This is a genomic window from uncultured Planococcus sp., assembly GCF_947501725.1.
Lineage (GTDB): Bacteria > Bacillota > Bacilli > Bacillales_A > Planococcaceae > Planococcus > Planococcus donghaensis_C.
In genome coordinates this window covers 234,489-260,447 of sequence record NZ_CANMXD010000003.1, presented here as the reverse complement: position 1 = coordinate 260,447, position 25,959 = coordinate 234,489, and the positions used below count along the sequence as shown (strand labels likewise).

26 protein-coding genes are annotated in these 25,959 nt (G+C 42.6%); 16 read left to right on the top strand and 10 right to left on the bottom strand.

Going from position 1 to position 25,959, the window contains the following annotated elements; translation table 11 throughout:
• Positions 1 to 43 precede the first annotated feature (43 nt).
• Positions 44 to 778: a gamma-glutamyl-gamma-aminobutyrate hydrolase family protein gene (locus Q0785_RS05860; RefSeq protein WP_298826939.1), complete on the top strand. Its 735-nt coding sequence runs from the start codon at positions 44 to 46 to the stop codon at positions 776 to 778.
• A 37-nt stretch (positions 779 to 815) separates the two neighbouring features.
• Here Q0785_RS05860 and Q0785_RS05855 read toward each other — a convergent pair whose 3' ends face one another.
• The 3 genes from Q0785_RS05855 to Q0785_RS05845 form a co-directional block, all read right to left on the bottom strand.
• A complete protein-coding gene (locus Q0785_RS05855; protein ID WP_298826937.1) occupies positions 816 to 1,409 on the bottom strand; it encodes a DUF3267 domain-containing protein in 594 nt (197 codons plus the stop codon).
• A gap of 84 nt (positions 1,410 to 1,493) precedes the next feature.
• On the bottom strand, positions 1,494 to 1,877 hold the full coding sequence (locus Q0785_RS05850) for a hypothetical protein (protein WP_298826935.1): 384 nt from the start codon (positions 1,875 to 1,877) through the stop codon (positions 1,494 to 1,496).
• Positions 1,878 to 1,882: 5 nt separating this feature from the next.
• Positions 1,883 to 3,310, bottom strand: a complete 1,428-nt coding sequence (locus Q0785_RS05845; RefSeq protein ID WP_298826932.1) for a tetratricopeptide repeat protein — start codon at positions 3,308 to 3,310, stop codon at positions 1,883 to 1,885.
• Positions 3,311 to 3,679: 369 nt separating this feature from the next.
• Between Q0785_RS05845 and Q0785_RS05840 the strand changes: the two genes are divergently transcribed.
• The gene (locus Q0785_RS05840; RefSeq protein ID WP_298826929.1) at positions 3,680 to 4,273 is read left to right on the top strand and encodes a general stress protein; all 594 of its coding nucleotides are present in this window, start codon (positions 3,680 to 3,682) and stop codon (positions 4,271 to 4,273) included.
• Positions 4,274 to 4,422: 149 nt separating this feature from the next.
• Positions 4,423 to 5,295 (top strand): general stress protein, encoded by an 873-nt coding sequence (locus Q0785_RS05835; RefSeq protein WP_298826927.1) that lies wholly within the window; start codon positions 4,423 to 4,425, stop codon positions 5,293 to 5,295.
• 18 nt (positions 5,296 to 5,313) lie between these two features.
• Here Q0785_RS05835 and brnQ read toward each other — a convergent pair whose 3' ends face one another.
• From brnQ to Q0785_RS05820, 3 genes are all read right to left on the bottom strand, one after another.
• Complete coding sequence (brnQ, locus tag Q0785_RS05830) at positions 5,314 to 6,657, bottom strand: branched-chain amino acid transport system II carrier protein (protein WP_298826924.1); 1,344 nt, start codon at positions 6,655 to 6,657, stop codon at positions 5,314 to 5,316.
• Between the two features lie 118 nt (positions 6,658 to 6,775).
• Positions 6,776 to 6,961: a CsbD family protein gene (locus tag Q0785_RS05825; protein WP_298826921.1), complete on the bottom strand. Its 186-nt coding sequence runs from the start codon at positions 6,959 to 6,961 to the stop codon at positions 6,776 to 6,778.
• A gap of 72 nt (positions 6,962 to 7,033) precedes the next feature.
• Entirely contained in the window at positions 7,034 to 7,327 is a 294-nt protein-coding gene (locus Q0785_RS05820) for a hypothetical protein (protein WP_298826918.1), read from the bottom strand.
• Positions 7,328 to 7,428: 101 nt separating this feature from the next.
• On the opposite strand from Q0785_RS05820, the gene Q0785_RS05815 reads away from it, so the two are divergent.
• A complete protein-coding gene (locus tag Q0785_RS05815) occupies positions 7,429 to 8,391 on the top strand; it encodes an NAD-dependent epimerase/dehydratase family protein (protein WP_298826914.1) in 963 nt (320 codons plus the stop codon).
• 206 nt (positions 8,392 to 8,597) lie between these two features.
• Positions 8,598 to 9,674, top strand: coding sequence for an MraY family glycosyltransferase (locus Q0785_RS05810; protein ID WP_223634087.1), 1,077 nt, complete (start codon positions 8,598 to 8,600; stop codon positions 9,672 to 9,674).
• A gap of 116 nt (positions 9,675 to 9,790) precedes the next feature.
• Here the strand turns inward: Q0785_RS05810 and Q0785_RS05805 are convergent, their stop codons facing one another.
• Together Q0785_RS05805 and Q0785_RS05800 are read right to left on the bottom strand one after the other, a co-directional pair.
• Positions 9,791 to 10,840, bottom strand: a complete 1,050-nt coding sequence (locus Q0785_RS05805) for an LCP family protein (RefSeq protein ID WP_298826909.1) — start codon at positions 10,838 to 10,840, stop codon at positions 9,791 to 9,793.
• Between the two features lie 164 nt (positions 10,841 to 11,004).
• Positions 11,005 to 11,640, bottom strand: a complete 636-nt coding sequence (locus Q0785_RS05800; RefSeq protein WP_298826906.1) for a YigZ family protein — start codon at positions 11,638 to 11,640, stop codon at positions 11,005 to 11,007.
• A gap of 155 nt (positions 11,641 to 11,795) precedes the next feature.
• Between Q0785_RS05800 and Q0785_RS05795 the strand changes: the two genes are divergently transcribed.
• Complete coding sequence (locus Q0785_RS05795; protein ID WP_298826903.1) at positions 11,796 to 12,941, top strand: sensor histidine kinase; 1,146 nt, start codon at positions 11,796 to 11,798, stop codon at positions 12,939 to 12,941.
• 27 nt (positions 12,942 to 12,968) lie between these two features.
• Complete coding sequence (locus tag Q0785_RS05790; RefSeq protein ID WP_223634061.1) at positions 12,969 to 13,643, top strand: response regulator transcription factor; 675 nt, start codon at positions 12,969 to 12,971, stop codon at positions 13,641 to 13,643.
• Between the two features lie 101 nt (positions 13,644 to 13,744).
• Here Q0785_RS05790 and Q0785_RS05785 read toward each other — a convergent pair whose 3' ends face one another.
• Positions 13,745 to 14,353: a 3'-5' exonuclease gene (locus tag Q0785_RS05785; RefSeq protein ID WP_298826894.1), complete on the bottom strand. Its 609-nt coding sequence runs from the start codon at positions 14,351 to 14,353 to the stop codon at positions 13,745 to 13,747.
• Between the two features lie 132 nt (positions 14,354 to 14,485).
• Here Q0785_RS05785 and Q0785_RS05780 point away from each other — a divergent pair, with 132 nt between their 5' ends.
• The 5 genes from Q0785_RS05780 to Q0785_RS05760 all read left to right on the top strand — a co-directional run bounded on the left by Q0785_RS05780 (position 14,486) and on the right by Q0785_RS05760 (position 18,413).
• Positions 14,486 to 15,055, top strand: a complete 570-nt coding sequence (locus Q0785_RS05780; RefSeq protein ID WP_298826891.1) for a DUF4440 domain-containing protein — start codon at positions 14,486 to 14,488, stop codon at positions 15,053 to 15,055.
• Positions 15,056 to 15,157: 102 nt separating this feature from the next.
• The gene (locus tag Q0785_RS05775; protein ID WP_298826888.1) at positions 15,158 to 15,991 is read left to right on the top strand and encodes a DegV family protein; all 834 of its coding nucleotides are present in this window, start codon (positions 15,158 to 15,160) and stop codon (positions 15,989 to 15,991) included.
• Positions 15,992 to 16,030: 39 nt separating this feature from the next.
• Positions 16,031 to 17,359 carry a DEAD/DEAH box helicase family protein gene (locus tag Q0785_RS05770; protein WP_298826885.1) on the top strand — a complete coding sequence of 443 codons (1,329 nt, stop codon included), beginning with the start codon at positions 16,031 to 16,033 and terminating at the stop codon, positions 17,357 to 17,359.
• Positions 17,360 to 17,640: 281 nt separating this feature from the next.
• Positions 17,641 to 18,012: a phosphoribosyltransferase family protein gene (locus Q0785_RS05765; protein WP_298827323.1), complete on the top strand. Its 372-nt coding sequence runs from the start codon at positions 17,641 to 17,643 to the stop codon at positions 18,010 to 18,012.
• Positions 18,013 to 18,053: 41 nt separating this feature from the next.
• Complete coding sequence (locus Q0785_RS05760) at positions 18,054 to 18,413, top strand: PilZ domain-containing protein (RefSeq protein ID WP_298826882.1); 360 nt, start codon at positions 18,054 to 18,056, stop codon at positions 18,411 to 18,413.
• A gap of 997 nt (positions 18,414 to 19,410) precedes the next feature.
• On the opposite strand, the gene Q0785_RS05755 is transcribed toward Q0785_RS05760, so the two are convergent.
• On the bottom strand, positions 19,411 to 20,118 hold the full coding sequence (locus Q0785_RS05755; RefSeq protein WP_298826879.1) for an SDR family oxidoreductase: 708 nt from the start codon (positions 20,116 to 20,118) through the stop codon (positions 19,411 to 19,413).
• A 126-nt stretch (positions 20,119 to 20,244) separates the two neighbouring features.
• Here Q0785_RS05755 and raiA point away from each other — a divergent pair, with 126 nt between their 5' ends.
• The 4 genes from raiA (at position 20,245) to Q0785_RS05735 (ending at position 25,913) form a co-directional block, all read left to right on the top strand.
• Positions 20,245 to 20,814 carry a ribosome-associated translation inhibitor RaiA gene (raiA, locus tag Q0785_RS05750; protein WP_298826876.1) on the top strand — a complete coding sequence of 190 codons (570 nt, stop codon included), beginning with the start codon at positions 20,245 to 20,247 and terminating at the stop codon, positions 20,812 to 20,814.
• A 337-nt stretch (positions 20,815 to 21,151) separates the two neighbouring features.
• Positions 21,152 to 23,668, top strand: coding sequence for a preprotein translocase subunit SecA (gene secA, locus Q0785_RS05745; RefSeq protein WP_298826873.1), 2,517 nt, complete (start codon positions 21,152 to 21,154; stop codon positions 23,666 to 23,668).
• A 64-nt stretch (positions 23,669 to 23,732) separates the two neighbouring features.
• Positions 23,733 to 24,834 (top strand): peptide chain release factor 2 gene (gene prfB, locus Q0785_RS05740; RefSeq protein ID WP_298827320.1). Its coding sequence is split into 2 segments (ribosomal slippage): positions 23,733 to 23,804 and positions 23,806 to 24,834, totalling 1,101 coding nucleotides; the frame shifts between segments, so codons are not numbered across the junction.
• Positions 24,835 to 25,040: 206 nt separating this feature from the next.
• Positions 25,041 to 25,913, top strand: a complete 873-nt coding sequence (locus Q0785_RS05735) for a YitT family protein (RefSeq protein ID WP_298826870.1) — start codon at positions 25,041 to 25,043, stop codon at positions 25,911 to 25,913.
• The last annotated feature ends 46 nt before the right edge of the window (positions 25,914 to 25,959 follow it).

The following is a 25,959-nucleotide window of genomic DNA, read 5'->3' as shown; positions in this document are numbered from 1 at the left end:
ACAAAACAATGGACAACTGATTAAGTGGAAAAGAGGAAAAAAAATGACAGTAAAAGATAAGCCGGTAATTGGCATAACAGCACGCGTGGAAGAAGATCAGACATACTCGCTGGATCCTGTATATGGCAGAGCGATTCTGCAGGCTGGCGGTTTACCATTAATTGTACCTATCGTAGATAAAGAAGATATTCCCTTGTTATGTGAGCGTTTGGATGGGCTGATTGTCACTGGGGGAGGAGATGTTAATCCTACCTTATATGGCGAGGAGCCGCATCTGCGCCTGGGAGCAGTATATCCTGGCAGTGATGAATATGAAAAAGAATTGATTTTGAAGTTTCTTGATTTAGATAAGCCTTTCATTGGAATGTGCAGGGGTTTGCAGATGTTCAATATTTCATTGGGCGGCACTAACTATCAGGATTTAGAGTCCCAGTTTGAAGGGGATTTACATCAGCATAAGCAAATGGCGATGCGGACTCACCGTACCCATTCTGTAACTTTAGAAGATGAAAGCTTACTATATGACATCATGCAGGAGAAAAAGTTCAATGTAAACTCCTTCCACCATCAGGGAGTTAAAGATGTCTCAGAACAATTGACAGTAGCAGCTTATGCGGCAGACGGATTGGTGGAAGCACTGGAAAGTAAAAACCACCAATTTGCGATGGGAATTCAATGGCATCCGGAAGAATTTGCCCTTCAAGGGGATGAGGCATCGATGAATATCTTCAAACGTTTCGTCGATGAGTGTTTAGTGGATAAAAAACAAAATCAGTAAAGACAAAACTACAATTGAATATAAAAAGATCCAGGGATTAGTTATTCCCTGGATCTTTTTCGTTTTCTGATGGGACAAACAACGTTGTTTCTTTGCCATTGTCCTGAAACAAAGTATGTGCAGGCGAGTTGAAAGCAATAGAGGCTTGTACATAGTCGCCTCCCGACCCAGCGAAATTTACGATCACTACTATAAAAATACTGAGAAAGAAGCGCTCAGGAATGACTAACAACAGGATAATAAGCAATGTTCCCCATAATAATACAGGAGCTAATGCGATGACAATAAAATTGCCCCGCTTAAAGACTGCTTCGCTCCCGACGGAAAGAAATGGGAAGCGAATCCGAAAGGAAGGTCGACTCCCCGAAAAGAACTTTATGAAGAGAGCGTGAGTAAGTTCGTGAAAGGCCATATAAATCAAAACCAACAATACAGTGACTAGAAACGATAGAAAAGGGTTCAAGTCGGTTGACAAAGGCAAGCCAGTCCACAAAGCTAGACTGATCAAGACGCCAGTGATGAATAAGAAAGAGAATTGAATCATCCCGTTCAGATGCTTGTCCTTAGCTAAGTTAAACGTACGTTTAGCTTCGTAGCCGGCAGGTAAGGTACCTGTAACTTGTCTATTCATAAAAATCCCTCCATCCATAAGTTCAGGAAAATAAAAAAATTGCCGCTTTATGACATAAGCGGCAACCGGGTATGATTAAATGTATCAAGCTTGTTGGTTTTTAACAGACCAAGGTTCAGGAACACGGGCTTGGACAGCAACTTCAGTGCCGACTGACCAAGGCTCAGGAACGCGGGCCTGGACAGCAACTTCAGTGCCGACTGACCAAGGCTCAGGGACGCGGGCTTGGACAGCAACTTCAGTGCCGACCGACCAAGGTTCAGGAACACGGGCCTGGACAGCAACTTCAGTGCCGACCGACCAAGGTTCAGGGACACGGGCCTGGACAGCAATTTCAGTGCCGACCGACCAAGGCTCAGGAACGCGGGCCTGGACAGCAACTTCTTCTGATGAGCTTGAATCATTATTAATAGTTAAACTGCTTATTGCAAGAACAGAAAAGAACAAAATCGTAATGCCTTTTTTCATCACTTTCACTCCCTAAATAATGTATTGATATTTCTATATGATTCTCTTGCTTTGTTCATAATTTCAGCTGATTCTTTATAGCGTCCTTGATTATAGTATATTTGGCCCAAATGTCCAAAATAATACCCGCTTTCAAAATAATTATCTGTAGCCTCAAGGCTAGGAATCAATTGGTTTAGAACATAATTTTCGAATTTATCGTATTTCTTTTCTAAAAGATGTACTAAGCATATAAATTCGATATAAGCTTCTTTAAATATGTGGTTAGTTGGAGAATCAATATTCAATTTTTTGTTTTCGACAATTTCTAAGCCCTTACGGATCCATTCTTTTGCAGCCTCAAAATTCCCGACTTCATATTGGCATTTAATTAAAATGCAATAACTTAATAAAAGATCGGCAGTGTATTCTGGGTGAATGTATTTTAAGGAATTTTCAATATGGACAATTGAAAGGTCATAATTTTGAAACAAAAAGTATGAATACCCTAAATTAAATTCTGTCGTAAAACGCAGAATATCAATTTCCAGCTTGTTTCCTATCGTCAAAGCATTTTTATAATGTTCCATTGACATTCTGAAATTGCCGAAATGCTGGTGCGTAATCGCGATATTTAAGTGGCATTCGACAATACGTTTAGGAATGAATTCCTGTTGGTAAATTTTTAGCGCCATCTCCGAATATTTGTACGCCATTTCTGTTTCTCTGCACTTAGTGCTGGAAATTCCAATTGAATAATAGAGATCTCCGAGTTCAGAAGCAGAAATCGTATTAGGTGCGATTTTTTCTGCAACAAGATAGGTCTTTAATGCTTTTTCGAAATCATTCAGGATGTAATTGTAGTTGCCGTTGTATTTATGGAACAGGTAAAACTGTTCCTGGTTCATAAATTCCCTGAATCGATCCACTTCTTTAATTTTTTCTTCAGCACTATCCAGATCTCCGGTAATGATGAAATACCTGATTTGTTGAATGGAGTATTCCAACTCCACATCTTCATCAGCATGCAGTAAAGGATGACCTTGTATGTCTGCATACTGCTCCATGATTTTAGCTTTGTTTTGAGGATGTAATAATGAGTTTTTGAAATTCTTTACGAGTACTTTTCCAATCGGATTATCTTTGGGAGCTAATGGTATAGCCAATTTCTTGCATAATGCTTCCAAGTCTTTCAACGCCGGATCTTTACTGCCGATTTCTATTTTTTTCAGTTCCCGGGGAGACAGTATGCCAGAGGCTATATCTTCCAAGCTGATTCTCTTTTTTAAACGATGGTATTTTAAACGCATTCCCGTGTCCATTACTGCTCTCCTTTCCTTTTGCAAGGGCAGTACTTCTGTCATCCATGTAGGAGAGTTGTTTTCCGCCTTTGTCGGATCTTCCGAAAAGTAAGAAGAAAATAGATCGCCAAGTACGATAATTGCCGCCTCCATATCCTTTTTTTTTACTTTGTGTTCATATCTTTAATCCATGATATCATCAATTTTCAAAATAAACTGCTTTTTTATTTTAGAAATATGGAAAAAGAGAAAAAAGGTAAAATATGCTTACTCCGGTAATTGTTGAATAAAAATTTTTTTGAAATAGACCTATCTCTAGGCATATTGTATTAGAAAAGATTGGTTGACAAGTAAATCTTGCGCCTCAATCTAAAAAATGTGTAGATCAGCAGCCTTTCAGTTGTGGGATCAAAAATGATGGATAGGGGATTTTCCCATTCAATTGACTGGGAAGGTTAAGGTTAGTCCTGTGATGGGTAAAGATACAATAAGGTATTTTATCAAATCTATGGAGGTTTTTGTATGAGTTCGCACAAAAAAGTCTTGGCGGTAGTATTTTCAGAAACTGATTTATTGAAGAAGATTGAGGAGCTAAAGAGTTTAGGTTATAAGGAGCAGGATCTTCATATAATGGCAAGAGATACTGACCACTTTAAGGATTACGAAGTCGATAAAAAAGAAGTCGATACATTTGCTGACAAATTCAAAGGATTCATTTCTGGAGATAGTGGTATACGGGAAGGGGTCAAATCCTTGAACCTTTCGGAGACAGAAACAGAACGTTATACAGCTGATCTTGCAAAAGGCGGCATATTGCTCTACAAAGACGAAGAGAGTGAAACAATCCTTGATGAAATTTCCAGCAATGAAGTAAGGGCAGAACAAGAAGAACCGAATGATCGGGAAAGAAGGCAGTTCATCAATTCAGTCGATAATAACTTTGATGAGCAGGAAGACCGTTTTGCCCGTGGTGAAACATTTATGCAGGAGCCTACTATAGTGCAGGATGAAAAGCATAATTCGTTTACCACACAGAAAAAGCCTGATGTTGAAAAAGTACGTGGCGGTTCGAGTGAAGCTGAAAAGCATACCCAAAGCGACAAAAAGTATAAGTAAAACTTTGCTGAACGTTCAGCAAAGTTTTTTTGACTCAAGGATAATATAGGCAGCTGGGGAGTGGGGTCTTGTCTTTGCTCACTGTAGGTTTTAGCGATCCATAGGAGAGGGTAAACAAAAGTAACACAGTACACAGGAGGTTTTATAAAATGAGATCAGGAAATCGTGAATTTGAAATTGTCTACAGTAAATCAGAAATGGAAACAGCCATCCAGTCTTTAAAAGCAAAAGGCTATCGTGAAGAGGATATCCATGTAATGGCTAATGATAAGAAAATGGTGGAAACTGCTGGAAATTCAGGTGTTCATGCAGATCAGGCCAATTCCTTTTCAAATCGCTTTAAATCATTTCTGGGAGGGAAAGATGTTGTCAGAAAAGAACTGGATCGGTTTAATTTGAATAAAGACAGAGCAGATGACTATGAACGTGAAATTGAAAAAGGAGCTGTTCTTCTATATACAGACGGAGATGCAGCCTCACCCGAAGATGAACATTTTTCTTCTTTAGATGATTCAAATGCTCCAATGGATATGGAAGGTAGCACAGGACAAACAGCGGGTAATAAAGTTGTTCATCGCAACGACGTTAACCACGGAAACTCTGATGAGATATATGCGCGCGAAGTTTCCAGAGAAGATCAGCATGCACGTGCAGGTAAGAATGACCGCTTGCAGGATTCGCGCTTGAAAGGTGATGAAATTCATCCGACAGATGGGTTGAAGAAAGATGAAGGCAGTGTACGTGAGAAGGAATTGGATCATGAACCAGGCCTTCAAACAAAAGAAGGCGAAGATAATCTATTGCGTGAAGATGGAGTAAACCGTCGTCAGGATGAACCTTCACCTGGAGTAGACCCGAATTTGGGTCCTGCACCGTTTGGACGCGATTCAGAAGAAGAGCATCTACTGAATGATGAGCGAAAGGATCAGGGTGATAAGGGTAGAAACCCTCGCGATCATTATGACGAAAGAGATAGACAGAACAAAAATGATACCCCACCGCCAACGCAGAGATTATTTTAAATACAAAGGAGCCATTCCCTATAGGGGAAGGCTCCTTTGGTTGTTCTTATGGGTCGATCGCGCAACTGCTATTCCGATTGCAGTTCCGACAACAGCCGGAAGGACCCAGCCGATTCCCTGTTCAAAAAACAGCAGATGGCTTAAAATCGAATCGATCTGTTCAAAGGCTATTCCGGCTGAACGGAGGGCGTCGAAAATACTGACGATTGCAGTTACTGAGAGGGCAATCATGTAGACGAACGGTTTTCGATAGAAAACTCGATCAAAAAATGACAGTATGACTAGAACAATTGCCACAGGATATATTGCCAATAATACAGGGAGTGATATGGCGATTAACTGTGTTAAGCCTACATTTGCAATTATTGCGGAAAAGAGTGCAAAAAACAGGACATAAGTGATATAAGAAAATTTTGGGAAAATCTTATAAAAGAATTGTGCAGTGGCCGATACCAATCCGATAGAAGTAGTCAAACAAGCAAAGCTTATTGCAGCAGATAGGATAATGCCTCCAATTTCTCCATATAGAATACGTGAAGCCATCGCAATAATGATGCCTCCGTTATCCTGCAGGCCGATAGCTTCTACACTTGTAGCTCCAATGTGGCTTAACGATAAATATACTGCAGATAAACCGATGGCAGCAATAAACCCGGCATAAGCGGTCGCTTTTAGAATGGTCCTTGTATCCGTAACGCCTTTGCTTCGGACGGACTGAATAATGACAATCCCGAAGACCAAAGCGGCTATAGCATCCATCGTAAGGTAACCCTGCAGAAAGCTTTCAAAGAATGCCTCTGTATCATAATTTCCAACAGGTGAATTGATAGAACCCATCGGCGTCAAAAAACTTTTTATAGCCAGTGATCCAATGACCAGTATTAGCAATGGCGTCAAAACTTTACCGATCCTATCTACTAATTTCGTGGGATTCATCGCAAACAAAACTGTGATGGTAAAGAAGATTAGCGTAAAGATAGACAAAGACCAGAAAGATTCAGCGAAGTCAGCTGGCAGAAAAGGTGCTGTCCCGATTTCAAAAGCAACTGTAGCGGTACGCGGAATCCCGAAGAAAGGACCGATCGCTAAGTAAACAATCATTGTAAACACAATGCCGAATACGGGGTGAACGCGCCCGGCGATGGACTGAAGGTCACCGCCTGCTTTCGCGATTGCCAGAATGCCCAATAACGGAAGGCCGACTCCTGTCAGCAAAAATCCGGTTATGGCGATTGCTAATTGATCGCCGGCAAGCTGCCCTAAATAGGGGGGGAAGATGATGTTTCCAGCGCCAAGGAACAAAGCGAAAAGCATCAGTCCCAAGGTGAGGATATCTATTTTTGTAAGCGCCTTCTTTTGCATGACAAGCTCCTTCATAAATAACATTTACGCACGAATATTTATTATAACCGAATTCTTTAACTTTTGAAAACATTATAAATGCAAGAAAAAAAGCCCGTTTCAGAAACCGGGCTTTTGATTATTTATTATTTTTGTTTTTAAAGTCGCCGATCTTATCTTGGATATTCCCTTTGGCCTTATCCATTTTGCCTTCATTCTGCTTTTTCGGATCATCAGAGGCATTACCGATTTGATCTTTGAGCTCGCCCTTGCCTTTGTTCACGGCACCTTTTAACTTATCTGAGAAGCCTTTATTGTCGCTCATGAATAATTCCTCCTTCAAAATTTAGCTTACTTCTATAATAACCTTCAAAGGCAGATGCTAAACATCAAAAAGTCAATTCCTCGTGGCAGGGAGGTTTAATAAGGTTTTTTTAGCGGTATCTTTAATAGTAATACATAAATCTTCTTCGCTTAACCTTTTTAATGTCTGATGAGGCGTATGAAGGTTTTGGGCAACAGCCAATCGTACTTCAGTATGCTGGTCCATCGACAAATCAACAAGCAATCCTTCGCAGTTGATGATTTTTGCGAGTTCTGCACGGGATCCGTAATCCATCTTCAAAACAGCAGCTTCATCCCAAGGCGTCCAATCCGTCTTCAATGAATAGGGTTGAAGAGAGTTATCCATTTAAGTAACACTCCTAAAAAGTTAAAATTCAATCTATTTTATTTAATATATCATATATAAGATATTTAAGTAATCAAAAATACTTATAAAGGAGCAGGTAAATGAAAGTTTTAGTACTCGGAGGCACATCTTTTGTAGGGAGACATATGGTAGAGGAACTAGTGTCTAAAGGGCATGAAGTGATTTTGTTCAATCGGGGGAAAAGTAATCCTGGACTCTTTCCGAATCTAAAGAAAATTAAGGGGGACAGAAGAAAAGACGCTGCAAAAATTGGAGATGAAAAATGGGATGCTGTATTGGATACATCTGCTTACACACCAGCAGATTTGCAGCCAATAATGGAAAATATCAGAACGGATCATTACACATTCATTTCTACGATTTCTGTATATAATGACTTCACATCGGGGCCTGTTAAAGAAAGTTCTTCTGTATTTCGAGAAAATGTCAAAGGTGACCAGGTTACAAGTGATACCTATGGCCCTTTCAAGGTGATGTGTGAACAGCTGATTAAAGAAGAGATTGGAGGCAAGGCATTGATCATCCGTCCAGGCATCGTGATTGGACCTTTTGACCCCACAGACAGGTTTACTTACTGGGCAATGAAATTAAATGATAAAAGTACTGTATTAATTCCAGGAAGTAAAGAAAGGAAGGTCCAATGGATCGATGCCAGAGATTTAGCCCGGTTTACAGTCATGCAATTGGAGACAAAGGTGACAGGGGTGTTCAATGTAGTGGCTGATCCAGTTTCTATGAAAGAGTTTGTTGAGCAAATATCCGATAGAGAATGTAAAACTATTTGGGCAGATGATCAGTATTTAATAGAGGAAGGGGTGGAAGCTTTTGAACTGCCGTTTTGGATTCCCAATTCAGAAGAATTTCCAGATGGTTTCATTTTGGCAGATAATAAAAAAGCGAAAAGCGCAGGTTTGACCTTTCGTACGCTGAAACAATCTGCAAAAGAAACACTCGAATGGATTGAAAAACAAGGGGATTTTCGATTGAAAGCAGGGATAAGCAAAACAAGAGAGCAAGAATTATTGAAGAAACTTGGAGAGTAAGAAATCAGTGGTTTCACTATTTTGCCTGTTCTTGCGGCGAATATAGTTTTGATAAATAAAAATTTGTGCTTGTTGAAACTTTATCCGAATGAAGTCGTCCAATTTAAAAGAGCCTTAAGTATAGGCAAATTTTTCTTTATTTCTAATTTAGTCATGCTATAATACAAATGGATATGTATGTATCAATGTTTTTAAGGAGGAAAGATATGCTATACCTTACAATGGTTTTGGCATTTATCGCTTCGATTGTGCTGACTCCGATTGTCAAACGCATCGCCTTTCGGGTAGGCGCAGTTGACCGTCCGAATTATCGAAAAGTTCATGCGAGAATTATGCCGCGATTAGGCGGATTGGCCATTTTTGGTTCATTTTTAATCGCTTATTTTATATTGAAACCCCAAGATCCGATTTCCAATGCTATAGAGGCTTCATTTATTTCCATTGAAACGGCTATTATTATAGGAGCCTTATTGATCATCATTACCGGTGTCTTGGATGATATATACGAAATCAGTGCGAAAGCTAAATTAATCGGACAATTGGTTGCCGCAGGAATTGTGGTGGTCGGCGGTGGACTTGAAATTTCCTTCATCAATCTGCCATTTGGCGGAGTACTGGATTTTGGTTATTTGAGTATTCCACTGACGATCCTTTGGATTGTCGGTATTACAAACGCAATTAATTTAATTGATGGCCTCGATGGATTGGCCGCTGGTGTTTCTACGGTTGCTTTATTGACTTTAGCGGCTATGGCATTCATTATGGGCGATATCTTTGTCATGTCAACAGCTGCTCTATTGGCGGCAAGTACTTCAGGATTTTTGGTCTACAACTTTCACCCCGCAAAAATCTTCATGGGTGATACGGGTGCATTGTTTCTTGGATTTATGATTTCGGTGCTGGCATTGATGGGCTTCAAAAACGTAACGGTGGTTGCGTTAATTATCCCCATCATCATGTTGGGTGTTCCGATTTCGGATACATTTTTCGCCATTGTTCGTCGAGTACGTGAGAAAAAATCTATTTCGGAAGCGGATAAATCCCATTTGCATCACTGTTTATTGAATATAGGATTCTCCCATAGACAAACTGTTTTGATCATTTATGGGATTGCAGCCTTATTCGGGCTTGCAGCATTATTATTTTCACAAGCAACCTTATGGGGAGGGATTTTGCTCATCAGCGTGATGCTGGTAGCAATTGAACTTTTCGTGGAAGTCGTCGGATTGGCAGGAAAGAATTACCGTCCGCTTTTAAATTTGGTGAGGCTGATCGGCAAATGAAGAAACTGGACTTGAAGCTCAAATGCTTTGGGTTCAGTTTTTTTTGTGAAGGAATAGATCGTCTTAATTCGAATTTTATCCACGCACGTGATAAAACACAAAAAAAACACCACATTTTATTGTGGTGTTTTTTCCTCTTCTGTTTGATATTCCGCTAATTCCTGTTCAATTCCGCTATTCGTTAAATTCGATGTATCCGGCTTTAAACCTAAGTGGCTTTTTAGAACATCTTGTACTTCCATCAGCGATTCTTCTTCAAGCTGCCAATAGTAAATCCCTGTGGTCATATCATCGTAGCCATCAAGTGTAATGGTTTCTACATCAGGTTTTCCATTTTTCGCATATTCGAAAAATGCTTGCATGTCCTTGAAACTCATGCTCGTTTTCATATTGTCACCCACAGCTTCAATGACATCCCCATATTTAGTGATTGATCCGGCTGACAAGGTCCGGTTCATAATGGATTCCAAAATCATCTGTTGCCGTTTGCCCCGCTCAATATCATTGTCGTAATGACGAGTTCTCGCAAGTGCGAGTGCTTCACTGCCATTTAAAAATTGAATGCCTTCTTTCAATTCGATGGCATTTTTTGAATCATTTTCATCCTGCTCGGTCAAATCATAAGGAACTTCAACTTTGATGCCACCGAGAGCATCGATCGTATCAATAAAAGCATCAAAATTCATGCGCAGATAATAATCCACCGGTACTTCCAATAATTCTTCGACACTTTCAATGGTCGAACTCGGCCCATTATAAGAGTAGGCGTGCGTAATTTTATCTTCGTATCCTGCATCAGGAATATAGGTATAGGTGTCACGAGGAATACTGACCAATTTAATGGACTTGTCTTCGTTGTTCAAAGTGGCTAAAATCAGTGCATCCGAACGGATATTGTCATCGTTTTGATCTCGCACTTCACTGTCATCCACTCCTATAAACAAAATAGAAATATTATCAGTAAGCGGCTCGACTTTTTCGTCGCGTAAATCAGATAGGCCAAGTCCATCATCAAAGGCTCCATCTGCTGCAAACTCAGCCTTCTTCACCAGATAAATACCATAGGCAGATACACAAATAAGTAAGGAGACGGCTAAAGTGGCGATTATCTTGATAATTGTCCTTTTCTTATCTGATTTGGTTTTCCGATAAACTTTTCGGTTCATGTTTAGTTTCTCCTCTATAAGGAATGGGCCAACCGAGTATCTATTTCGGACAATCCAATCTTTTATTTAAAATAAAAATGTTAAAATTTGGAATTAAGTATATTTTCATTTTTCTATGCTGTTGATATTATACAGTGATTTTGGAAATGCGTAAATAAAAAGAATTACAGTGCCTTAAACTCCAAAAATTCACTGGTGACTATACTGGTCTTTGCTTGGCCATTTGTCAATTCATTTATCCAATTGATAAATTCTTCTTCTTTTTCGACTGGAACATGAATAAAGAGATCCACGCCTTCTGTGTATTCGAGATGATCCAGCGGATATGGAGATTGGCGGATTTCGTTTTCCAGTTTTCCAAGCCAGGTATAGTCTATAGAAGTTTTCATCACATGATGAAGTTTTCTTTCGACTATGCCAGCAGCAGTAAGCGCCGCAGATACAGCTTTCCCATATGCCCGTATCAAGCCGCCGCTGCCCAGCTTGATTCCGCCATAATAGCGGGTCACAACAACGACTGTATCTTTCAAGCCTTGTTTCTTAAGGACCTCCAGCATAGGAAACCCGGCAGTTCCACTTGGCTCCCCGTCGTCATTGGCTTTCTGCACAGAGTCGTGCTCTCCGATAAGGTAGGCAGAACAATTATGTGTAGCTGACCGGTGAAGGGATTTAATTGAATCGATAAATTCGATAGCTTGCTGTTCGGTTTCTGCTCGAGCGGCATGTCCGATGAACCTGGATTTTTGGATAAGTATTTCTGCACTGGCAGAATCGCCTACAGTTGTGTAATTTTCTCGCAATTTGACTCCCCCTGTTGTAAAATGAAATCAGATAATTTGTAACGTATATTTAATATGGTCTTGCGTATATAGTGATATACTTAATACAACCGACAAGGTATAAAGAAGCAAGGAATATACCTGGATACAGTCAGTATAGCTAAGGCGGTTTTGAAATGGCAAAGAAAATCGGTGGAAAATCACCTGATTCTATTTTTAATGCAATGTTGGAAGGAATGGAACAGGCAAAACAGGATATTTTCGTCATTAGCGAAGAAAGTCGCCAAAGTTATGAAGAGATGAAAGATGAGCTGGAAGACGTCCGAGTGAATATTTCACGTGTCATTGAAGCCGGAGATCTTTTGGAAGAGAAGACGCGCGCTGCTAGGAGGCGTTTAGCTGAAGTATCTCAGTTTTTCAATTCTTTTACTGAAAGTCAGGTTCGCCAAGTATATGAGCAGGCAAATGACCTTCAAGTACAATTATCCCTAAATCGCAACGAGGAAAAAAAGTATCGGCAAAAGCGGGACAAACTGCAGCGCAGGCTTCAAATTTTACTTCAGACGATAGAACGGGCTGAAAGCCTAGTCAATCAAATCAATGTCGCCAGCAGTTATTTGAATTCAGATTTAGAGAATGTGGATGAGGCTATCGGCAAGAATAAGTCAAGTCAGGATTATAGTCTGCGCATCATTGAAGCACAAGAGGAAGAAAGAAAACGCCTCTCGAGGGAAATCCATGATGGACCGGCTCAAATGATGGCGAACGTCCTGCTCCGTTCAGATTTGATTGAAAGGACTTACCGTGAAAAAGGTCCTGAGTTGGCTTTCCAGGAAATCACTTCATTAAAGGATATGGTTAGGCAGGCATTGACTGAAGTGAGGAGAATCATTTACGATTTACGGCCAATGGCGCTTGATGATCTTGGTTTGGTGCCGACTTTAAAGAAATACATCGACACCATTCAAGAGTACAACAAGGGAATCAAATTGGAATTCCAGTCAAAAGGAAAAGAAGGACGGTTACCCAATAAATACGAAACTGCTATTTTCCGCCTTATCCAAGAAGGAATTTCAAACGCAATCCGCCATGGAAAGTCGACTAAAATTACAGTTGAGATGGAATGGTTGAAAGACCAAGTGAAAATTATGGTAACTGATAACGGAACTGGTTTTGATCAAGGGATTGTGAAAAACCAGTCATTCGGATTAGCCGGGATGAGAGAAAGAATTGAATTGGTCGAAGGTGACTTTTTCATTAATTCCTCACCAGGGAACGGTACAATCTTAATGTTTCATATACCTTTTGAAAAGGGTATGTAAGATAGGGTATTCGAGGAGGACGACATAATGACAAAAATAATTATTATTGATGATCACCAATTATTTCGTGAAGGTGTAAAAAGAATTCTGGATTTTGAAAGTTCGTTTGAAGTCGTTGCTGAAGGTGGAGATGGCAGCGAAGTCGTTAAATTATATGAAGAAAATCAGCCGGATGTGGTATTGATGGATATCAACATGCCACAAAAAAATGGTGTAGAAGCAACAGGTGAGCTGATTGAGAAATTCCCTGATGCAAAAGTCATTATGCTGTCCATTCACGATGATGAATCTTATGTAACGCATGCATTGAAGACAGGTGCTTTAGGTTATATGCTTAAAGAAATGGATGCAGATGCAATTATTCAGGCTATTAAAGTAGTAGCAAAAGGCGGATCTTATTTACATCCGAAAGTAACCCGTAATTTGGTGATGGAATTCCGTCGATTGAGTGAACGTGAAAACAAAGGCTCTTTCCACCAAACGGAAATTCGCCGTCCATACCATCTTTTGACAAAACGCGAAAGTGAAGTTCTTCAATTATTGACAGATGGCCAAAGCAATCGAGTCATCGGAGAAACTCTATTCATCTCGGAAAAAACAGTTAAAAACCATGTATCGAGCATCTTACAAAAAATGCAGGTAAATGACCGGACACAAGCAGTTGTGACCGCGATTAAAAATGGCTGGGTTGAAGTAAGATAATACGAATAGGGAAGACGGTGCATCTGCTGGTTGGCAGTTGCACCGTCTTTTTTGTTTAGTAAGGAAATAATTGTTTTGCTTTTGGGCGCTTCCGCTTTTCTTTATAAACGGTCATAGCAGTATTGATAGATGGCCGCCGTTGCCAGGCAATCGCCTAGTGCATCGTGGGCGTCGTGCTCGAGTTTTAAAAAAGCTGTTAATGTGGTCAGTTTGTGGTTGGGTGTTTGAGTAATCGCTTTTCTCGCCAGTTTGACTGTATCGATTACTGTATATTCAGGAATTGGTGTAATTTCTTCAAGTGCATATAAGAATCCCATATCAAAAGGAGCATTATGAGCGATGATCGGCAAGTCGCCGATAAACGCAATCAGTTCATGGGCTACTTCTTCGATGGTTGGTGCGTTTTCTACATCTTTATTTGAGATGCCGGTAATTCGGGTGATGGTGCTGGAAATGAAGCATTCCGGATTGACCATGAGGTACATGGTTTCCTTGCGTTCATGCTCGATGAATTTGACGGCTCCGATCTGGATGATTTTATCGCTTCCTGCACGCAGACCGGTGGTTTCAAAATCCAGGACCACGTAATTCTCGACTTTTTTCATACTCGATTTATACTTCTTGGGGCGGGCAGGCTGTTTGCGGCTCCATTGAGGGCGCGTTTCTCTCATTTTTTGTTCCAGTATCTGTCTTGCATCTCTTTTCTCCATGCTATCCCTCCTTTTTTGGTACCTATTAGTGTACCGTAAAACTGAAAAAAATTCAGTTTTGACAGATGACACAGTTTCTTCATTGTATTCAACAACTGCCTATGGCAAAATGAAGCGCAGGAGGAATGCATGATGAAAAAAATGATTATTGCAGCAGGACTTATTTTGACACTGGCTGCCTGTTCAGATTCCGAAGAGCCTTCAGTCAATGAAAACACGGTCGAAGATGGCAATGCAGCTAATGAGAATAATGCAGTCGACCACGGCATTGATGAAGACAAGGAAGAAAAAGTCGGTTTCACAGTAGATGACGAAGGAAATGTTATAGAAGCAGAAGTGCCTGAAGAACAGGCCAGTGAATTATTGGCAGCTTATGATGAATATATTGCAGCGTTTAATGCTGAAGATATTGATCGTTACATGAACACCATCGCCCAGGATCCGGATGGTTTTGATCGCGAGGAAGATAAAGCTGCATTAGCACAAGCTTTCGAAGCTTATGACAGCCAATATGAAACAAGTGATGAAACGATTGTAAAATACGAAGAAGATCGCGCGGAGGTTTTTGCGACACTCAATGTAAAGATGAAGGACGCGAACTCGGATGATGCGATTGAACAATCCGGCCGGCAGGTCGTTGTATTCGAAAAAGAGAATGATGGATGGAAAGTGACAAGCGTTCACTTTATCGGTAATCAATAAAAGGTTTCTCGCTATATGCGGGAAATTTTTTTATTATGTCCTTTCCATTCATGTCTTTTCTATGTCTTTTTTTGGTAAACTAGCAGAGGAGGCTGATTAAGCATGAAAACCGCAATTGTAACAGATAGCACATCCTATTTATCTGAAGAAACACGTAAAGCGTTGAATATTCATATGATTTCGCTGGAAGTGACATTCGGAAACAAGTCATTTAAAGAAGCGGAAATGACCGAAGAAGAGTTTTATCAAAAGGCGAAAGTGGAATTCCCGAAAACTTCACAGCCCCCACTGGGAGAATTCACCACACTTTATGACAAGCTTTCAGCCGATCACAAGGAAATTGTCTCCATCCATTTGTCCAGTGGCATCAGTGGGACTTATGCAGGTTCGAAGCAGGCGGCAGAAATGGTCGAGAATGTAAAAGTATATTCTTTTGATACGGAACTCACCTGTGCTCTGCAGGGATTTTACACGGTAAAAGCTGCGAAGATGGCTGAAGAGGGAGCGGATGCTCAAACGATTTTAGCTGAATTGGATGAAATGAAAACCTCTTTGCGCGCTTATTTCATGGTGGAAGATTTGAAGCATCTGCAGCGCGGGGGAAGATTATCCAGTGCCCAGGCCTTGGTTGGCGGGATGCTGCAAATTAAACCGATATTGCACTTTCAGCAAAAAGTCATTATTCCTTTCGAAAAAATCCGGACGCGCAAAAAAGCGATGAACCGAATTGTGGATTTGTTGAAAGAAGATAGCAAAGATGGCCACGAGTGGCAAGCGACAATTATTCATGCGAACCGTCCTGAAGAAGCAAAGCAATGGAAAGCGGAACTGGAAATTGCGTGTCCGGAAGTGGATTTTGAAATTTCCTATTTCGGACCGGTTATTGGAACACATTTAGGAGAAGGAGCGATGGGTCTTGGTTGGGTGAAGAAATAAACCTGCTGAGGCTTTTTCTCTACCGAAAGGTGGTTGCAGATGAAGCAGTTAGAAGAATTTTTAACAGGCAGAACATGGCTGCGAAATTTTATTCCATTTCCAAAGGAGCTCGTGGACAAAGCCATATCCACCGGAGCCATCAGTGTCAGTCAAGGGATGCTTGACGGAAGGCAATGTGCCAGATGCCTGGAAAAATCCAAACAAAAAATCATTCCTTTTTTATGTGCCAGGTGCAATGGAATCTGTTATTATTGCCGGCACTGCATAAAAATGGGGCGCATCAGTTCCTGTACGGAATTGATCACTTGGGCGCTCCCTTCAACAATCTCTCCTCAAAGCCATTCATTCCATTGGAACGGCAATCTCACCCCGCTGCAGGAAAAAGCTTCGCTGGAAGTTCAAAATAGCCTCTCACAAAAAAACGATCACCTTGTATACGCTGTGTGTGGAGCAGGAAAAACTGAGCTGTTGTTTCCGTCCATCTTCGATGCATTGAAAAAAGGGCAGCGTGTTTGCATCGCTGCTCCCAGAACGGACGTGGTATTGGAGCTTTCTCCACGATTGCGAACCGTTTTTCCGAATACGATTGTCCATAGCCTCTACGGGAATTCTCCAGAAGAACCTGGCTTTGCCCAATTGGTCCTTGCCACTACCCATCAATTGTATCGATTCAAAGATGCCTTCGATGTCATGATCGTCGATGAGGCGGATGCATTTCCCTATTCTTATGACCCAGCGCTGAAGAGGGCGGTTATAAAGGCGAAGAAAAAGGAAGCGCCCATCATTTATGTGTCAGCGACTCCTTCAGATCAATTAATAAAGCAAGTGTCCAATACTTCAAAGATATTTCAGCGGTTTCATGGTTACCCTTTGCCTGTTCCAGAATTCCGCTCCTTATGGGGGTACGAAAAGGATATTGCCAAAGGCAGGATTCCGTCGAAATTAATGGCATGGGTAGATGATAAAATAGCGAAAGAGCAACCGTTCTTATTGTTTTTTCCATCGATTGAACTGATTGAACAGGCGATAGTCCTATTCCAGAAAAAACATCCAAGCATCGAAGCGGTCCACTCTCAAGATGAAGACAGAAAAGAGAAAATCATGAAATTGCGTCAAAGGCAAATTCCCGGCGTATTGACTTCGACGATTTTGGAGCGCGGAATCACGATTACGAATGTGCAAGTTGCGGTAGTCGGAGCAGATCAACCTATTTTTGACGCTGCGGCATTAATTCAAATCTCCGGGAGAACAGGCAGATCCAAAGACTATCCAGACGGGGAAATCGTATTTTTTCACAATGGCATTGTCCGGCAGATGGATAAAGCGAAAAAGTTGATCGTTTCTTATAATGAGGGGGCTGGAATTTGAATTGCTATTTATGTGATCGAATGACATCATCCCAAGTAAGTTGGCGAAGCATTTTTTTCAATGAGTTGGAAGAGGTGATTTGTCTGCGCTGTCGTGCCGGCTTCGAAAGGACCGCAGTAGGATGCCCACTTTGCAGTGCCCCAGGAGAAGGGAAATGCCTCAATTGCAGTCAGTGGGAAACTACAGAGTATGCTGGGGTAATTGATTCTGGGAAGAGCTTATACCGCTATAATCACGCGATGAAAGAATTTCTTCATCAATATAAATTTTTGAAAGACGTGGTGTTGTCGGAAGTTTTCGCTTCGGTTCTAAAAGAAGAATGCGGCAAACAGAATTCGGTGATTGTTCCGATTCCGATGAATGCTGTCAAATTGAAAGAACGGACTTTCCCTCAAGTTGATCGGCTGCTTGATGCAGCTTCTATCCCATATACACATTGCCTCGGGAAAAATGAAGTCGGTCTTGGTGAGAAATCGAAATCCGAAAGAATGGCACTGCAAGACGTCTTTTGGTGGAATGGACAAGCTGTACCTGAAAAAATCTTGCTGTTTGATGATTTATATACCACAGGAAGTACGATGCGCCTGGCTGCTAAAGTCCTGAAAGAAAAGGGTGCGAAAGAAATTAAAATCCTTGCCCTTATCCGTGCATAACCAATTGGTTTATACTGGAGGGACAAATAGGAGGGACAGCCATGTTCTATAAACGGTCAGAAAGTTTTCGTTACACTTTTGGCACGCCGCCAGAAATATGTCTGCAATTGATGGACCCACTCGCGAATCAAGCGGTGTCTCCGAAAATATATTGTTTATTGCTTGATATTTCGCCTAAGGGAGCAAAACTGTTTTCCGAAAAAGAGTTGAAGCCGGGAGAAGAAAACGTCAATCTGCAGTTTGTCCTGAATCATGAAACAATCACCGCAGGTGCGACGGTCGTCTGGAAACAGCAGTATGAGGAAGGCTGGATTTACGGTGCTGATTTTGAGCGCAATTCGATTAAAGAAATGTTGATCTTAAATGAAATCAGAGAGTTGAAAGAGATCGAAATGAATTAAAAAACCGGCCTTGGCCGGTTTCAGACTGTAGACAAAGTCTGACCAAAATGTATAGCGGTGCATAATCCCCAACCGGTCCGGCCACTTCGCTTTCCGTGAGCTCAGCTTCAGCCTCCTCGTCACTGGAAAACCCATGCTCCTGCATCGCTGCGCTAGCTTCGTCGCAAAGGATTGGCCTCACAAGTTTCGGCCAATGCCTTTCCTGCGGGGTCTTCAGCTTTCGCTGTCCCACTGGAGTCTTCGTGGCCAGCCCGGTTGGGGGCATGTTGCTTCAATCAAAGAGAGAAGCTTGCTAGTCTGTTCTAGAAAGAATAGTCCTAACAAATCTAGAAAACCCTTCACTCAAGGATCCGGAGCACAAGGCGGCGACTCCTGCGGGGACAGCGAAGTGCCGAAATCCACTCGGGCGCCAGTCCGAGTTAGTTCGGCGCGAGCCCGCGGAAAGCGTCCGCCTGAAGCGCAGGATCCGGTATAAATATGTTAAAATGTGTATTCATTCTTTAAATGACATCAATATTCTTTTGTCTACAAGCTCAAACCGGCCTTGGTCGGTTTTTTAGTGTTCTAAGAAGTAATGGATGTTAGTTTTTTAGTTTTGTTTGGTGGGGTCTGGGGATTGTGGTTTTCAGTGTCCAGGCTCCGGCAGCCAGCTCCTCGAGTCGCTTCAGCCTTACCAGCAATGGCAAAGAACGCCATTACCGGTAAGGCTTCCAGCGCTTGTCGGAGCTAAGCGGCTGCTTCCGCTTTTCTTAGTGTCCAGCTCCATCGGCCAGCTCCTCGGGTCATAAGCCACTCTGACTATGCGGCAAAGGACGCCGCTTCGTCAGATCGTCTTATGCCTTTCGGAGCTGAACGGCCGCTTCCGCTTTTCAGTGTCCAGACTCCGGCAGCCAGCTCCTCGAGTCGCTTCAGCATTACCAGCAATGGCAAAGACCGCCATTACCGGTAATGCTTCCAGCGCTTGTCGGAGCTAAGCGGCTGCCTCCGCTTTTCTATTCTAATGTTCATAGATCATTTTCCGTGTCATGCCGCCGTCGATGTTCAGGCATTCTCCTGTGATGAATGAGTTTTGTGGGTTGCTTAGGAACAGGCAGGCCCGGGCTATGTCGGCTGGTTCACCGACGCGGCCGCTCCAATGTTGGTGATGGTCGACGTCACGCAGTTCTGTTGTGTCTCCGGTATGGATCCAGCCAGGGGCGATGGAGTTGACGCGAATTCCTTTTTCGCTGAAAGTGGCAGCAAGTGAATGGGTCAAAGCAAAAATACCGCCTTTTGATGCCGAATAAGTTTCAGTATTGGGCTCCGACATGAATGCGCGTGTCGAGGTCATGTTGATGATGGAACGGATATCGTCCGTCATATAGCGTGCAGCTTCCCTGCTGCAGATAAAGACACTTTTCAGGTTCGTGTCCAGGACATGATCCCATTCCTGCTCATCCACCTCCCAGATGGATTTGAAGGTGGAAATTCCCGCATTGTTGATCAAGGCATGGACAGCACCGTAATCTTCATTGATTTTCTTGAATACGGCGACGACCTCATTGAAATTGCCGACGTCGCATGCCCGATATTCTACCCCTTCCAGTTCGACGGGTTGGACATCCAATCCGATGACCCGTGCATTTTCTGCAGCGAAATGTGTTGCGATGCTCTTGCCGATGCCTTGGGAGGCACCTGTAACAATGACTGTTTTATTAGTGAACATAAACTTCATCTCCTTGTCATAATGTTTACCTGTAATCAATACTGTTAAAACTTTTTTGGTTTTAAGAAGGAAAGACAAGGGAAGATGTAGAAGTGTACAGGTAGCACAATAGAAGGAGGAGTTAACATGTTGCAATTTAACATCAGAGGCGAAAATATTGAGGTAACTCCCGCAATACGTGACCACATTGAAAAGAAAGTTGAAAAGATTGAACGCTATTTCACAGACGGTGCTAATGCTACCGCAATGGTCAACTTGAAATCATATAACCACAGCCAAACAAAAGTGGAAGTTACAATACCAATGAAAAACCTGACATTACGTGCTGAAGAGCGGCATGATGATATGTACGCTGCAATAGATTTGATCGTCAGCAAGCTGGAGCGTCAAATTCGCAAGTACAAAACAAAAGTAAACCGTAAATTCCGTGAGCGCGACGGTATGGGACTTGCATTTGCTACTGCCGAGAACGATACTCGCAATCAAAACGAAGCTGAAGAAGAGGATGAGGATTTCACAATCGTCCGTACTAAGCAGTTTGACTTGAAACCGATGGATGAAGAAGAAGCGGTTTTGCAGATGAATATGCTTGGACACAATTTCTTTGTCTTCACTGACGCAGAATCCAATGAAACGAATATCGTCTACAAACGTAAAGATGGAAGCTACGGCTTGATCGAAACTTCCGCACAATAAAAATTGAATAGTTTTTAAGCTAAACTGTGTTGAACAGTAAAGCCTCTCCAAGCGAGAGGCTTTTTTGTTTCCTGTAAATTAATGAAATCCTGATTGCTCAGTGTTCAAAGCGGGCAAGGCTGTTTCTTCCATCCGGCAAAAGAATAGCTGACGTCATTATTTGCACGCTTTTGGGCGCAGTGTTAAAATGAATAGTGAGATTTTTTTTGAATCGACTGAAGATGATTTGGATAACTATGCCCATTAAGCAAAATGTTTAATAGGACACTATAAAAGCTAAAGCGATCATCCGGTGTGTTGGATGCCGGCGGACACTTACGCAGGGAGCGGTATAATTATGCTAGGAGTATTAAATAAGGTATTTGATCCGAATAAACGGGATTTGAAACGATTGGAAAAAGTAGCGGATCGTGTAGAGGCGTTGGCTTCAGATTTTGCAGCTTTGTCTGATGAAGCATTGCAAGCGAAAACAGAAGAATTTATTGGGCGCCATGCCAAAGGCGAAGCGTTGAATGACTTGCTGCCTGAAGCGTTCGCGACTATTCGGGAAGCCTCGAAGCGCGTGCTTGGACTTTACCCATTCCGCGTCCAGATCATGGGCGCTGTTTCCCTGCACGAAGGGAATATTTCAGAGATGAAGACAGGTGAAGGTAAGACCTTGACTTCCACACTGTCTGTTTACTTGAATGCCATCAGTAAAAAAGGGGTTCATGTGGTAACGGTCAACGAATACTTGGCCAGCCGTGATGCTTTGGAGATGGGTCAGCTTTATGAATGGCTTGGATTGTCTGTCGGCTTGAATTTAAACTCGTTGACCAAAGACGAAAAACGGGCAGCTTACCAGGCGGATGTCACTTATAGCACCAATAACGAACTGGGTTTTGATTATCTCCGGGACAATATGGTGCTTTACAAAGAAGAGATGGTCCAGCGTCCATTGAATTACGCAGTAATCGATGAAGTCGATTCCATCTTGATCGATGAAGCGCGGACGCCTTTGATCATTTCCGGACAGGCAGCTAAAGCGGCTCAATTGTATCAGCAGTCGAATGCTTTTGCGCGCCTATTGAGAAAAGATACAGATTATACGTACGATGAAACAACCAAAGGAGTCGTTCTGACGGAGGAAGGCATCGAGAAAGTCGAGAAAGCATTCGGCATCGATAACCTTTTCGATATCAGCCATGTTCGCTTGAACCACACAATCAATCAATCATTGAAGGCATACGTTACGATGCACAAAGATGTGGATTACGTGGTACAGGAAGGGGAAGTGGTCATCGTCGACCAGTTTACAGGCCGTCTGATGAAGGGGCGCCGGTATTCGGATGGTCTTCACCAGGCAATCGAAGCTAAAGAAGGCCTGGAAATCCAAAATGAATCGATGACTATGGCTACAATCACTTTCCAGAACTATTTCCGTATGTATGACAAATTGTCTGGTATGACCGGTACAGCTAAGACTGAGGAAGAAGAATTCCGCAATATCTACAATATGTATGTCATTGTGATTCCGACGAATAAACCGATCATCCGTGAAGACCATGTTGATTTGATTTATTCCACAACTGCCGGTAAGTACAAAGCAGTGGGAGATGACATTGCAGAGCGCAATGCCAAAGGCCAGCCGGTGCTGGTAGGTACTGTAGCAATCGAGACATCTGAAATCATTTCGGAGTATTTGACGAAAAAAGGCATCAAGCATTCCGTATTGAACGCGAAGAATCACGCGCATGAAGCGGAAATTATTTTAAATGCAGGCCAAAAAGGTTCTGTGACCATTGCAACCAATATGGCAGGACGAGGCACCGATATCAAGCTTGGTGAAGGTGTCATCGAAGCCGGTGGTCTGGCGGTCATTGGTACAGAGCGCCATGAATCCCGCCGTATTGATAATCAGCTGCGCGGACGTTCAGGCCGCCAGGGAGATCCGGGTGTTACTCAATTCTATCTGTCTCTCGAAGACGATTTAATGCGCCGATTCGGATCGGATGCTATGCGCAATATGATGGGCAAACTGGGAATGGATGATTCCCAGCCATTGCAATCGAAGATGGTGACGCGTTCTGTAGAGTCGGCGCAAAAACGGGTGGAAGGCAATAACTTCGATGCTCGAAAGCGCCTGCTTCAATACGATGATGTTCTTCGCCAACAGCGCGAAATCATCTATAAAGAACGTATGGAAGTTCTGGAAACTGAAAATATGCGTGCACTGGTTGAAAATATGATCAACAGTTCAATTGAGCGGATGGTCTACACGCATACTGTAGAAGAAAAGCAGGATGACTGGCACCTGAAAACACTGTCAGAACTAATTTCAGCAAACCTTCTTCCTGAAAACACAGTGACCGAAGCAGATCTTCAAGGGAAATCCCAGGAAGAGCTCATTGACTTCATTAAAGCCGCTGTTACTAAGCATTACGATGAAAAAGAGATTGAAATGACGCCTGACCGGATGCGCGAATTCGAAAAAGTTGTTCTTCTCCGTTCGATTGATACCAAGTGGATCGATCATATCGATGCGATGGATCAACTGCGCCAGGGGATCCATTTGCGTGCTTATGGACAAAACGATCCACTTCGTGAATACCAAAGCGAAGGCTTTGCAATGTTCGAGGCGATGGTTGAAGCTATTGAAGAAGATGTCGCGAAGTATTCGATGAAGGCTGAAATCCGCAACAACCTTGAACGTGAGGAAGTGGCGAAAGGCCAGGCAGTCAATCCGAAAGAAGACGGACCAGCTCCGAAAAAGAAAAAGGTTCCTGTCCGCAAAGATATGGAAGTCGGCCGCAATGATCTTTGCCCATGCGGCAGCGGCAAGAAGTATAAGAATTGCCATGGAACAGCTTCATAAGAGCGTGTGAAAATACCGAAGAGCTTATGCTCTTCGGTGTTATTTTGAGGAGGAACATATAATGATGGAATTAGCAGACATTCGTAACCAGCTCGACAAATCAGCCAGCAAGCTGGCGGACTTTAGGGGGTCTCTTTGACTTAGAGAACAAAGAAGCCCGCATTCAGGAATTAGATGAAATGATGTTGGATCCCGCTTTTTGGAATGATCAGGAGTCAGCACAAACTGTCATTACGGAATTGAATGGATTAAAGGAAATTGTGAACACTTATTACGATTTCGTGGAAACGCAGGAAAGTATGGAAATGTCCTTGGAACTTTTAAGAGAAGAAGATGATGAGGATCTGCATGAAGACGTCGATAATGAAATGAAGGAATTCAATTCCAAGCTGGCGGATTATGAATTAACGATGCTGCTCAGCGAACCTTATGATAAGAACAATGCCATCTTGGAATTACATCCAGGTGCAGGTGGTACAGAATCACAGGACTGGTGTTCCATGTTATTGAGGATGTATACACGATGGGCGGAAAAGCGCGGCTTCAAGGTGGAGACGCTGGACTACCAGGCTGGCGATGAGGCTGGAGTCAAATCTGTTACGCTTGGAATTCGCGGCCATAATGCCTATGGTTACCTGAAAGCCGAAAAAGGGGTTCACCGCTTAGTCCGTATTTCGCCTTTCGACTCATCAGGGCGCCGCCATACTTCATTTGTTTCCTGCGAAGTGATGCCGGAATTCACAGGTGAGATTGAAATTGATATCCGCACCGAAGATTTAAAAATCGATACGTACCGGGCAAGTGGTGCGGGTGGACAGCACATCAACACTACGGATTCCGCTGTCCGCATCACGCACCTTCCAACAGGGGCTGTGGTGACGTGCCAGCAGGAACGTTCACAAATCAAGAACCGTGAAAAAGCAATGCAAATGTTGAAAGCAAAATTATATGCTTTAAAAATCGAAGAAGAAGAAGCGCGCCTTCTTGAAATTCGTGGAGAACAAAAGGAAATTGGCTGGGGAAGCCAGATCCGTTCCTATGTATTCCATCCATATTCAATGGTTAAAGATCACCGAACCAACTATGAAACCGGTAATTTAGGCGCGGTCATGGACGGGGACATTGATGGATTCATCAACTCTCTCTTGCGTTCGAAAATGGATTGATAAAATATGTGGAAAGTCCGGAAGCTTAACCGCTTTCGGACTTTTTTGCGCTATGGCCTCTTTCATTGTGCCGTTCCACTTGGTGAACGCTTTATTCTGATCAGGCAATGCTTTGCTTTACCTGGATGAAGTTCACAAAGCTCAGCACCTTTGGTATACTCTGACAGGGTTTAACCGAACAGAAGAGAGAAGAGGAAGAAGAACAGATGACTAAAAAAAATCGACGTATCCGCAAAGATCCACATCCACTGCTGACCTTATTCCTGGATTATGCCAGTGTGATCGTTGGATCAGCGATTGTGGCAATTTCCTTTAATGTATTTTTATTGCCGAATGAAGTGGCTTCAGGAGGCGTAAGCGGCATCAGTACCATTTTGAAAGGATTGTTCGAATGGAAACCGGCTTTTGTTCAATGGGCTTTCAATATTCCGCTGTTTATTGCGGGATTGATCTTACTGGGTAAGAATTTTGGGATTAAAACGGCTGTGGGAACAGTCTTTTTGCCTTTTGTCGTATTTTTGACGGAAACGTGGGAGCCTTGGACCCAAGATCCTTTACTTGGCGCTTTATTCGGCGGGATTATGGTTGGGCTTGGGCTGGGCATCGTCTTCCGCGGGAAAGCATCCACAGGCGGAACAGACCTTGCAGCCCAAATCATCACGAAGTATACGGGCTTGACTCTTGGCACGAGTGTCGCAATGATCGACGGCTTTATCGTGCTGGCAGCAGCGCTGGTCTTCGATATTGAAAAAGGGCTATACGCTTTGATCGGATTATATGTTACGACGAAAACCATCGACTTGGTCCAAGTGGGGTTCGGCCAATCAAAGCTGGTCTATATCATCACCAACAAGCAGATGGAAATCCGGGACGCCATTTACGAAGAAGTTGATCGGGGCGTGACGGAACTGACTGCGACCGGGGGCTATTCAGGGACGGAAAAGCCGTTATTGATGGTGGTTATTCCTCAAACAGAATTTACGAGACTGAAACAATTGGTCAAATATATCGACCCTAGCGCCTTTGTAATCGTTTCAGATGCTTCTGAAGTTCTCGGCGAGGGTTTTAAAAGGCCATAACTTTGGTATACTCTAATATGTAGAAGAATTCATAAGAGGAGGTCAC

Coding starts and splice junctions, on each gene's coding strand:
- Q0785_RS05860 (WP_298826939.1), top strand. CDS start 44: ATGACAGTAAAAGATAAGCCGGTAATTGGCATAACAGCACGCGTGGAA.
- Q0785_RS05855 (WP_298826937.1), bottom strand. CDS start 1,409: ATGAATAGACAAGTTACAGGTACCTTACCTGCCGGCTACGAAGCTAAA.
- Q0785_RS05850 (WP_298826935.1), bottom strand. CDS start 1,877: ATGAAAAAAGGCATTACGATTTTGTTCTTTTCTGTTCTTGCAATAAGC.
- Q0785_RS05845 (WP_298826932.1), bottom strand. CDS start 3,310: ATGGAGGCGGCAATTATCGTACTTGGCGATCTATTTTCTTCTTACTTT.
- Q0785_RS05840 (WP_298826929.1), top strand. CDS start 3,680: ATGAGTTCGCACAAAAAAGTCTTGGCGGTAGTATTTTCAGAAACTGAT.
- Q0785_RS05835 (WP_298826927.1), top strand. CDS start 4,423: ATGAGATCAGGAAATCGTGAATTTGAAATTGTCTACAGTAAATCAGAA.
- brnQ (WP_298826924.1), bottom strand. CDS start 6,657: ATGCAAAAGAAGGCGCTTACAAAAATAGATATCCTCACCTTGGGACTG.
- Q0785_RS05825 (WP_298826921.1), bottom strand. CDS start 6,961: ATGAGCGACAATAAAGGCTTCTCAGATAAGTTAAAAGGTGCCGTGAAC.
- Q0785_RS05820 (WP_298826918.1), bottom strand. CDS start 7,327: ATGGATAACTCTCTTCAACCCTATTCATTGAAGACGGATTGGACGCCT.
- Q0785_RS05815 (WP_298826914.1), top strand. CDS start 7,429: ATGAAAGTTTTAGTACTCGGAGGCACATCTTTTGTAGGGAGACATATG.
- Q0785_RS05810 (WP_223634087.1), top strand. CDS start 8,598: ATGCTATACCTTACAATGGTTTTGGCATTTATCGCTTCGATTGTGCTG.
- Q0785_RS05805 (WP_298826909.1), bottom strand. CDS start 10,840: ATGAACCGAAAAGTTTATCGGAAAACCAAATCAGATAAGAAAAGGACA.
- Q0785_RS05795 (WP_298826903.1), top strand. CDS start 11,796: ATGGCAAAGAAAATCGGTGGAAAATCACCTGATTCTATTTTTAATGCA.
- Q0785_RS05790 (WP_223634061.1), top strand. CDS start 12,969: ATGACAAAAATAATTATTATTGATGATCACCAATTATTTCGTGAAGGT.
- Q0785_RS05785 (WP_298826894.1), bottom strand. CDS start 14,353: ATGGAGAAAAGAGATGCAAGACAGATACTGGAACAAAAAATGAGAGAA.
- Q0785_RS05780 (WP_298826891.1), top strand. CDS start 14,486: ATGAAAAAAATGATTATTGCAGCAGGACTTATTTTGACACTGGCTGCC.
- Q0785_RS05775 (WP_298826888.1), top strand. CDS start 15,158: ATGAAAACCGCAATTGTAACAGATAGCACATCCTATTTATCTGAAGAA.
- Q0785_RS05770 (WP_298826885.1), top strand. CDS start 16,031: ATGAAGCAGTTAGAAGAATTTTTAACAGGCAGAACATGGCTGCGAAAT.
- Q0785_RS05760 (WP_298826882.1), top strand. CDS start 18,054: ATGTTCTATAAACGGTCAGAAAGTTTTCGTTACACTTTTGGCACGCCG.
- Q0785_RS05755 (WP_298826879.1), bottom strand. CDS start 20,118: ATGTTCACTAATAAAACAGTCATTGTTACAGGTGCCTCCCAAGGCATC.
- raiA (WP_298826876.1), top strand. CDS start 20,245: ATGTTGCAATTTAACATCAGAGGCGAAAATATTGAGGTAACTCCCGCA.
- secA (WP_298826873.1), top strand. CDS start 21,152: ATGCTAGGAGTATTAAATAAGGTATTTGATCCGAATAAACGGGATTTG.
- Q0785_RS05735 (WP_298826870.1), top strand. CDS start 25,041: ATGACTAAAAAAAATCGACGTATCCGCAAAGATCCACATCCACTGCTG.